Source organism: Amycolatopsis sp. NPDC059021 (genome assembly GCF_042739895.1).
In the GTDB taxonomy this organism is placed as follows: Bacteria; Actinomycetota; Actinomycetes; order Mycobacteriales; family Pseudonocardiaceae; genus Amycolatopsis.
The window spans coordinates 1-7,781 of record NZ_JBHYIQ010000085.1 but is presented as its reverse complement, the minus strand read 5'-3'; the positions used below and the strand labels follow the sequence as shown (position 1 = coordinate 7,781).

Below are 7,781 nucleotides of genomic sequence, written 5' to 3'. Positions count from 1 at the left end.
CACCCACGGCGCCTCCCTCCGCCCCCCCCGGCGCCCCCCCCCGCCCGCTCCCGCGCTGTCTGGGCCGCCGCGGACCCCCCCCCCCCCCCGGGCCCCCCCCACGGTCCGGCCCGGCGGATGAGGGGGGTGAGGTGGAGGGAAGCATCCGCCGGACCGGAGATGAGGGAACGGGTCACTACCCGCTCGGTGGTGTGCCGGACGCCGTGGGTTTCCGGTCGCCGGGCACCTTGCAGCCGTTCGGTTCGAGGGCGAACCAAGTACCGCCCGCACCGTGGCCCGTGGCCTGCCCCGGCGCGGTGTCCCCGGCGTAGCGGTAAACGGGCCAGCCGCCGACCGTGACCTGCCGGGTCCCGTCGGGCCGGAGCACCTGCCCGACGAGTTTTCCGTCCACTCCGGACACCGCGGTTTCACCGGTGGCCACCAGCGGCGGCCAGGTGCGGGCGCAGTCACCGTCGCATGTGGACTTCGGCGGCTGCTTGCCGTCCTTGGCGAACAGGTAGAGCGTCATCCCGTCCTGATCGGTCAGCACGGTGCCCAGCCCGCCGGCCTCGGCGGCGACGACGGCCGTGGACGGCCGCTGCGCCACCGCCTTCCCGTCGCCGGGGGCCACGGCCGTCCAGACCCCGCCGGAACCGTTGCCCAGCGCTATCCCGGGCCCGCTGTCCTTGGCGTAGCGGTAGACCGGCCAGCCGCCGACGGTCACCTGGGTCCCGCCGTCCGCCCGGGGCATCAGGCCGATGAGCTGTTCCTGGACCCCGGTCACCTGCGGTGGCCCGTCAGCGAGCAGTGGAGGCCACTGTGCCGCGCAGTCACCGTCGCAAGTGGACTTCGACGGCCGCGCGCCGTCCTTCGCGAAGCGGTACAGCGTCCGGCCGTCCTGATCGGTCAGCACCGGTCCCAGCCCTTCCACCGCGCCGGCGGCGAGCCTGACCCGCGACCCGGCGGGCACCGCCGAGGTCACGGCCCGCCCGGCCGCCGGCGCGGTACGGACCTGGCCGGGATCGGTGTACCTGTCACCACATGCCGCGAGGAAAGCCAGTCCCGCCGAGCCGAGTACGGCGGCGGCCACGAGCCGGGTCCGGTACATGGGTCGTTCTCCTCTTGCCGCGGGCAGAGCCGGTTCCGCTACTCGGCGCAGTTCTTGCCGCCGTTGACGCAGCCGACCACCCGGTCCATCAGGTCACGGCTCATCACGTTGGCGAAGTCGTCGTGATCGGACAGCGGATTGTGCTCCTCCTCCGGGAACGAGTCCACTTTGTACTGTCCTTTTTCCTGGATGTCCCGGGGAATGTCGTAGACCAGGGTGATCCGCAGCTGCGGCACCGCGGTGAACCCGCGCTTGCAGTTGCCGTTCTCGTTCGGGAACACGATGTGCGAGCGGTGGTCGTCGCTGTCGGTGTTCTCGCCGTCCCAGCAGCTCGGGAAGTCGTGGATCCGCTCCACCTTGCTGTTGTTCGGGCAGATCGGATACTTCTCGGTGATCCGGTTCTCCAAGCCGGTACAGGTCCAGCTGGCCTTGGTGTTGGCCTTGCCGTTCACCGACGGTTTCGCGTCACCGTAGAGAATGCGCAGGAACTTCGGCATGGCCTTCACCTTGCCTGCCGGGCTCCCGCGGAAGGTGATCTTGGCGACCTCGGGCCGCAGGATCTGTCCGTCGTTACCCGCGAGCTCGTTCTTGTCGTTGACACCCGGCAATTCCTGCCGGTCACCGTTGTCGTTGTTCTTGCCGTTCTGATCGTTGTCCCGGTTGTCACCGCGGTCGCGCTGACCGCCGTCCCGGCGTTTCACCTCATTCCGGCCCTGATCGCCGTTGCGACCCTGTGCCCGCTGATCGTTGTTCCGGTCCTGGTTTCGCTGGTTCCGGCCGCCGTTGTTCTCGTCACCGGTGTCGATCCGCACGACCGGCCAGAAATACGTGGACTGGTCACCGTTCTTGCACGTCGTGCCCGCGGCCAGCAGGCTCTTGTTGTTCGAATCGGCGTTCGTGGACAGGTTGCCCACATAGTCGTGCAGGTGCTGCGCGCCGTTGCGGATTCCCGGCTGGGCGATGAAGTTGTCGGGGTTGAAGTGCTGTTCCTCGTTCCGTCCACAATCGACGGTGAAGGTCCCGGTCGAAGCGCCGTCGCGCGCCTGTGGTTCTTCCTTGTTCGGCCGGACCTTGGTGATGTCGATGAAGAAGGATTTGTCGGCCTCGTCCGCGCCCGCCTGCTGGGGAGTGCCCGACGTCGCGTAGACGGCCAGTGCGCCGACGGCGATCGCCAGGCCGAGCGCACCGGTCGTCAGTTTCGTTCTGCGGCTGATCCGGTGCCTGCCCGTCGAAGCGGGCCGGGGATGATTCCGGGCCATAGACTTGGTCACCTCGTTCGTTTTTCCGGGCGTACCGAAAGCCGGTACCCGGTCAGGAACTGCGAAAGAATCGCGGGGCGCGATGCGCGGAGCCGGGCGCTGTCGTCATGCGACCCGGCCACCGGGTGGATCCGGCGCCGCTGTCCCGGCGCCGCGGGGTCCTGCACCAGGGAATACGGACGGCGATGCGATCCGGTTCAACCGAGATCTGTCCGTGATCTTCTCGTTATAGTATGCTCAGCGCACGATGGCGACGAGCAGCGTGTTGTCCTCGGTACGCACTTCGAAACGCGTGATGTCCGGCAACGAAAGCGAGGTATCGCCACCGATGCGCAGCGGTTCGGGTGAACCCGCGATGCCGTATCCCTTGGCAGGCACCTTCCAGTCCGCGACGTGCCGGGGCCCGTCACGCGTGATCGCCCGGAGTTCGCACACCATCGGCCCGACGATGCCGCGCAGTTCCAGTTCGACCGCGGCGCCCCATTCCCGGGGCGAGACCGTGACCTGGGCGCTCACCGACGAACCCGCGTCGGCTCTGCCGAACGACGTCGCCGCGCCCGCCTGCCCGGTCGGCGGTGACGTCGCGGGCGAAGGCGATGCCTGCGAAGACGGCGGTGGCAGGGAAGACGACGCCGCGGCGGGCGAGGTCTCCGGCCGCACTGTCGGCACCGGCGCCGCCTGCGGGCCGATGGCATCGGCGGGACGCACGGCCATCGTCACGAGCGGGCCGGCGATGACGGCCACCGCCGCGGCGGCCGCGCCCAGGAACCCGAGCCGGCGGCGCCGTTTCCGCTTGACCGCCGCCTCCTCCATCAGCGCCCGCAGCACGCGGGGGCCGGGCGCGAGCGCCCGCACGCCCGGCGCGGGCATCGGCGGCTCCGGCCAGCTCTTCTTCACCAGATCGAGAATGTCCGGCAGCTGATAGAGCTCGAGCAGATCGAGCTGGCAGTGCGGGCAGTCCATGAGATGTTCCTCGAACCGCGCGCTGTCGGCCTCGCCCAGCACGCCGAGCACATACGCGGCGACGTCGGTGTGGGCGGACCCTGCCAACCTCAGTTCACCCCCGCTCGCGCAACGCCCGGCGTAGCGCCCGGACCGCATGATGGATGCGAGACTTGACGGTACCCGGCGGGACGCCCAGTGTCGCGGCGACCTCGTTCACGGTCCGGTCACGCAGATACGTCTGCTGGATCGCCTCCCGCTGCTCGGGCGAAAGTCCTTGCAGCGCCTCGTAGACGATCATCGCGGCGAGCGTCCGGTCCGATTCGTCGGGCACGCAGATCGCGTCCGAGGAGATCTCTTCGATCTCCTGAGGACGGACGCTGCGGCTGCGCCAGCCGTCGATGACGATACGCCGGGCCACGGTGAACAACCAGGCCCGCAGCATCTCCGGCTGACGATCGAGCTTGTCCGCGTTCCGCCAGGCCTTGATCAGGGTTTCCTGCACCACGTCCTCGGCCCACTGCCGATCGTGGCCGGTGAGCCTGAGCGCGAACGCCATCAAGGCCCCACCGAACTCCTGGTACAACGCCTTCGCCAGGTCGTCATGAGCATGCGAGCCGGAATCATGATCAGCGACCGGGCGCAGCGTCCGACTGTGCCGTCCCACACCGGACATCCTTGTGCCGCACCCGCTTGTTCGTCTAGTACCAAAATCTTGGGCCGTCCGACGCAAAGTTTTTTGAACCGTTTCGCAGTCGTGTCCGTATCCCCTACCGAAGACCCCGACAGAGCGTTGACCCCCGCAACGCACGGTATCCACGAGGACAGACTGTCCACTGTGGATCTTTCGCGCCCTTTTCCCGTTGCGTCGCCGCAACGGCGCGCTCCCCTGCCCGAGGAGAAGCCGTGAATCGCATATTTCGCCGCCTAGCGCCGCCCGCGGTGTTCCTCACCGCGCTCGCGTCGCTCACCGGCTGTCAGGCGGGCACCTCGTCCGGCGCCGGTTCGCCCGCACCGTATCCGATGGACCCCGGCGCCATGCCGATGATGCCCACCGACGACACCGATCCGGCCAAGGCGTCGCTCCAGGCCGCTCGCCCGTTCGATCTCGGCCCCATGGTCGTGGACGGCAGCGGTTACACCGTGTATCGCTACGACCGGGACTCCAGCACGCCACCCCGGTCGGTCTGCGTCGAAGCCTGTGCCCAGCAATGGACCCCGGTCCGTTCCAGCGGCGAAATCCCGCTGACCGGGATCGACAGGGCGCTGGTCGGCAAGGTCACCCGCGCCGACGGAAGCGACCAGGTCACTCTGGCCGGCTGGCCGCTGTACCGCTACGCCCAGGACCGGATGCCCGGCGAGACCGCGGGCCAGGGCACCGACCGCGCCTGGTTCCCGATCACCCCGGACGGGCACAAGATCGAGACCACCCAGGACACCTGGCGGGCCGATGCGTTCCGCCTCTGACCGTCCCGGCGCCGCGCGTCTTCCCCGGCTGCCCGGCCGGCTCTGCGCGGTTCTCGCGGCGGCCGCGGCGCTGGTGCCGCTGAGCCCCGCCGGGGTCGCCGCCGCCCTCGACCAGTCCGACGCGACGCTGGTGGTCAAGGTCCGCCAGGCCGGGCTCTGGGAGATGCCGTCCGGGATGTGGACCGAGACGCGCTCGAACAACCCGAAGGTCAAGGAGGTCGGCCGCGCGCTGATGATCGACCACGGGCGGCTCGACGTGGTGACCCGCTCGCTGGCGGGCGATCTCGGCGTCGCCCTGCCCGCCGAGCCGACCACCGAACAGCAGGGCTGGCTCGCCGAGATGAGGAACGCGCGCGCCCCCGAGGACTTCGACCGGATCTTCGCCAACCGGCTCCGCGCCGCGCACGGCCAGATCCTCGCCATCATCGCCCAGGTGCGCGCGGGCACGCGGGACGACCGCATCCGCGCCTACGCGACCACCGCGAACCAGGCGGTGATGCGCCACATCACGCTGCTCGAAAGCACCGGGCTCATCGACTACACCGCGCTGCCCTCGGCGAACGTCGCCACCACTTCGGCACCTTCGGGACAGGGCGGCCTCGCCCTGTCCACCATGGACGTCCTCACCGCGGGCGCCCTGGTCCTGGTGCTGGGCGGCGGAATCGTCTTCGGCCTGCGCCGGATCAAGGGCCATCGCGGACAAGCCGCCGCCGCGGTGTCCCGCACCAGAACGGGGGAAAGCCATGGTTGAGCACTGGCACGACGTGGCAATCGTGCTGACCCAGCAGTTCCAGCCCAAGACGGACCCCGCCGCCCGCGGCGTCGCCGCCCTGTGCGCCCGCTTCGCCTACGCGGCCATGTGCCTCACCCTGACCTGGGGCGTGTTGACCGCCACCGGCTGGGTACGGTCGGTGACCGGCCGCAAAGCGCTCCGCAACGGGCACATGGTGCTGGCGACCATGACGCTGGTCTTCGCCGGGATCCACGCACTCGGGTTCTTCTACCTGACGATCAACCCGTACGGCCTCGACTACCTGTTCATCCCGTTCCTGCCCACGCAGGAGGCCCGGCACACCGCGGGCATCATCGGCTTCGAGGTCATGCTGGCGATCGCGATCACCGCCGGGCTGCAGCGCTGGACGTCCTACCGGCGCTGGCTGTGGCTGCACCGGTGCGCCTACCCCGCGGTCGGGCTCACCGCGCTCCACGCCTGGTTCGGCGCGGTCGCCAACGGGCATCTGTCGATCCTGTGGCTCGGCGGGATCACCCTGCTCGTGCCCGCGGTGACCGTGGCGCTGCTGCGCTTCCTGCCCGCGCGGACCCTGGAACGCCTCGGGCTCGTCGAGGAACAGGTGGCCTGACATGGGAATCCGGCTGCCCATGGGGAACGGCCCCCGCATCAGCGTCGACAACGACCGCTGCGAACTGTACGGAATCTGCGCGATGGAGGCACCCGACGTGTTCGACCTCGGCAACGACGGCAGGCTCCGGTTCCGGAAACGCCTGCTCGCGCCGGACGACCTGGACCAGGCCGTCGCGGCCGCCAGGGCCTGCCCGATGCAGGCCGTGGTTCTGAGAGGGGACATCCATGGCTGACGGCGACCGGATCGTCATCGTCGGCGCGGGTGTCGGCGGCCTCCGCGCCGCGGAACACCTGCGGGAGATCGGTTTCGACGGCGAACTCGTGCTGGTGGGTGACGAACCACGCCGCCCGTATCACCGGCCGATGGTGTCGAAGCAGCTGGTCATGGGCGCCGCCAGGCCCGCTGACGTCACGCTGTCGGCCTACCACGATCTCGACGTGCACTGGCGGCTCGGCACCCGCGCGACCCATCTCGACACCCTGGAGCGGGTCGTGCACCTGCCGGGCGGGGAATCGCTGTGGTACGACGGGCTCGTCATCGCGACCGGCGTGTACCCCCGGCATCTGCCGGGCTCCCCGCGCTACGACCCCCGGGTACGCGTGCTGCGCACCGTGGACGACGCGCTCGCGGTGCGGCGCTGTCTCGCCGCGAGCAACAAACCGGCCGTGATCATCGGCAGTGGCCTGATCGGCAACGAATTCGCCGCCAGCATGCGGTATCTCGGCCGCGACGTCACCCTGGTCGGCCACGCGCGGGCGCCGCTGCACCGTTTCGGCGAGCGCGTCGCGAACTCGGTCGTCGCCCTGCACAACGAGCACCGCGCGAAACTGGCGATGAAGTCGGAAGTGCGGCACTGGATCAGCACCAAGGAAACCGTCGGGCTGCACCTGACGAACAACCAGCTGCTCGTGGCGAGCGTCGTGGTCCTCGCCATCGGGAGCGTGCCGCAGGTGGACTGGCTGCGCGGGTCCGGCCTGGACATCTCCGACGGCGTGCTCTGCGAGCCGACGCTGTTCGCCGAGGGCGCCGACGACGTCGTGGTCGTCGGGGACATGGCGCGCTGGCCCAACCTCCGCTTCGACGACAAACCCCGCCGCGTCGAACACTGGATCAACGCGGTCGAATCGGCCCGCGCGGGGGTGGAGAACCTCATGGCCGGCCGTTCGTCGGCGAGGCCGTTCACGCCGCTTCCCCGCGCGTGGTCGACCCTCTACGACGTCCGGTTGCAGACCGCCGGGATCCCCTCACTCGGCGAAGACACCGTCGGCCTCGCCGACGGCGTGACCGGATTCGTCCGCGGCGGCAGGCTGGTCGGGGTCTGCTCGTGGGACAAGCCACGGGCGATGCTGGACTGGACGGCCGAGCTCGAACGCAGGCTGCCCGCTCCGGAATTCGTCCCCGCGGACGCCCCCACCACGGCGGTACCCATCCAGCCCGATCCTGCCGTGCTCCAGGATCCCTGGCTGGCCTCCGTGGCGGGGTGACCCGGGACGCGATCGCGCGCGGCGGCCGCGTCCCCTCGCCGGCCACCACGTCCCCCTCGCGGCGGGGAGGGCGTGGTGGCCGGCCCCAAGCGGGGGGGGGGGGGGGTGTGTGTGAGGGACAGGAGAAGAAGAGCACCACCCCCCCGCGGGGCGGGTAGTGGGGGGGGGGGGGGGGCCC

9 protein-coding genes are annotated in these 7,781 nt (G+C 70.2%); 5 read left to right on the top strand and 4 right to left on the bottom strand.

From position 1 onward, the window contains the following. Positions 1 to 175 precede the first annotated feature (175 nt). The 4 genes from ACFWX1_RS35910 to ACFWX1_RS35895 form a co-directional block, all read right to left on the bottom strand. Complete coding sequence (locus ACFWX1_RS35910) at positions 176 to 1,087, bottom strand: hypothetical protein (protein WP_378394248.1); 912 nt, start codon at positions 1,085 to 1,087, stop codon at positions 176 to 178. A gap of 38 nt (positions 1,088 to 1,125) precedes the next feature. Continuing rightward, positions 1,126 to 2,346, bottom strand: coding sequence for a DUF1996 domain-containing protein (locus tag ACFWX1_RS35905; protein ID WP_378394247.1), 1,221 nt, complete (start codon positions 2,344 to 2,346; stop codon positions 1,126 to 1,128). A gap of 237 nt (positions 2,347 to 2,583) precedes the next feature. After that, a complete protein-coding gene (locus ACFWX1_RS35900) occupies positions 2,584 to 3,396 on the bottom strand; it encodes a zf-HC2 domain-containing protein (protein WP_378394246.1) in 813 nt (270 codons plus the stop codon). Between the two features lie 7 nt (positions 3,397 to 3,403). Further along, positions 3,404 to 3,955, bottom strand: a complete 552-nt coding sequence (locus tag ACFWX1_RS35895; RefSeq protein WP_378394245.1) for a sigma-70 family RNA polymerase sigma factor — start codon at positions 3,953 to 3,955, stop codon at positions 3,404 to 3,406. A 239-nt stretch (positions 3,956 to 4,194) separates the two neighbouring features. Here ACFWX1_RS35895 and ACFWX1_RS35890 point away from each other — a divergent pair, with 239 nt between their 5' ends. The 5 genes from ACFWX1_RS35890 to ACFWX1_RS35870 are packed head-to-tail and all read left to right on the top strand — an operon-like array spanning position 4,195 to position 7,603. Beyond that, positions 4,195 to 4,755 (top strand): hypothetical protein, encoded by a 561-nt coding sequence (locus tag ACFWX1_RS35890; protein ID WP_378394243.1) that lies wholly within the window; start codon positions 4,195 to 4,197, stop codon positions 4,753 to 4,755. Continuing rightward, positions 4,739 to 5,506, top strand: coding sequence for a DUF4142 domain-containing protein (locus ACFWX1_RS35885; RefSeq protein WP_378394242.1), 768 nt, complete (start codon positions 4,739 to 4,741; stop codon positions 5,504 to 5,506). Before ACFWX1_RS35890 ends, ACFWX1_RS35885 begins: the two co-directional genes overlap by 17 nt. After that, positions 5,499 to 6,116, top strand: coding sequence for a ferric reductase-like transmembrane domain-containing protein (locus tag ACFWX1_RS35880; RefSeq protein ID WP_378394241.1), 618 nt, complete (start codon positions 5,499 to 5,501; stop codon positions 6,114 to 6,116). Before ACFWX1_RS35885 ends, ACFWX1_RS35880 begins: the two co-directional genes overlap by 8 nt. Position 6,117: 1 nt before the next feature. Next, positions 6,118 to 6,351 (top strand): ferredoxin, encoded by a 234-nt coding sequence (locus ACFWX1_RS35875; protein WP_378394240.1) that lies wholly within the window; start codon positions 6,118 to 6,120, stop codon positions 6,349 to 6,351. After that, on the top strand, positions 6,344 to 7,603 hold the full coding sequence (locus ACFWX1_RS35870) for an NAD(P)/FAD-dependent oxidoreductase (protein ID WP_378394239.1): 1,260 nt from the start codon (positions 6,344 to 6,346) through the stop codon (positions 7,601 to 7,603). Before ACFWX1_RS35875 ends, ACFWX1_RS35870 begins: the two co-directional genes overlap by 8 nt. Positions 7,604 to 7,781: the final 178 nt, after the last annotated feature.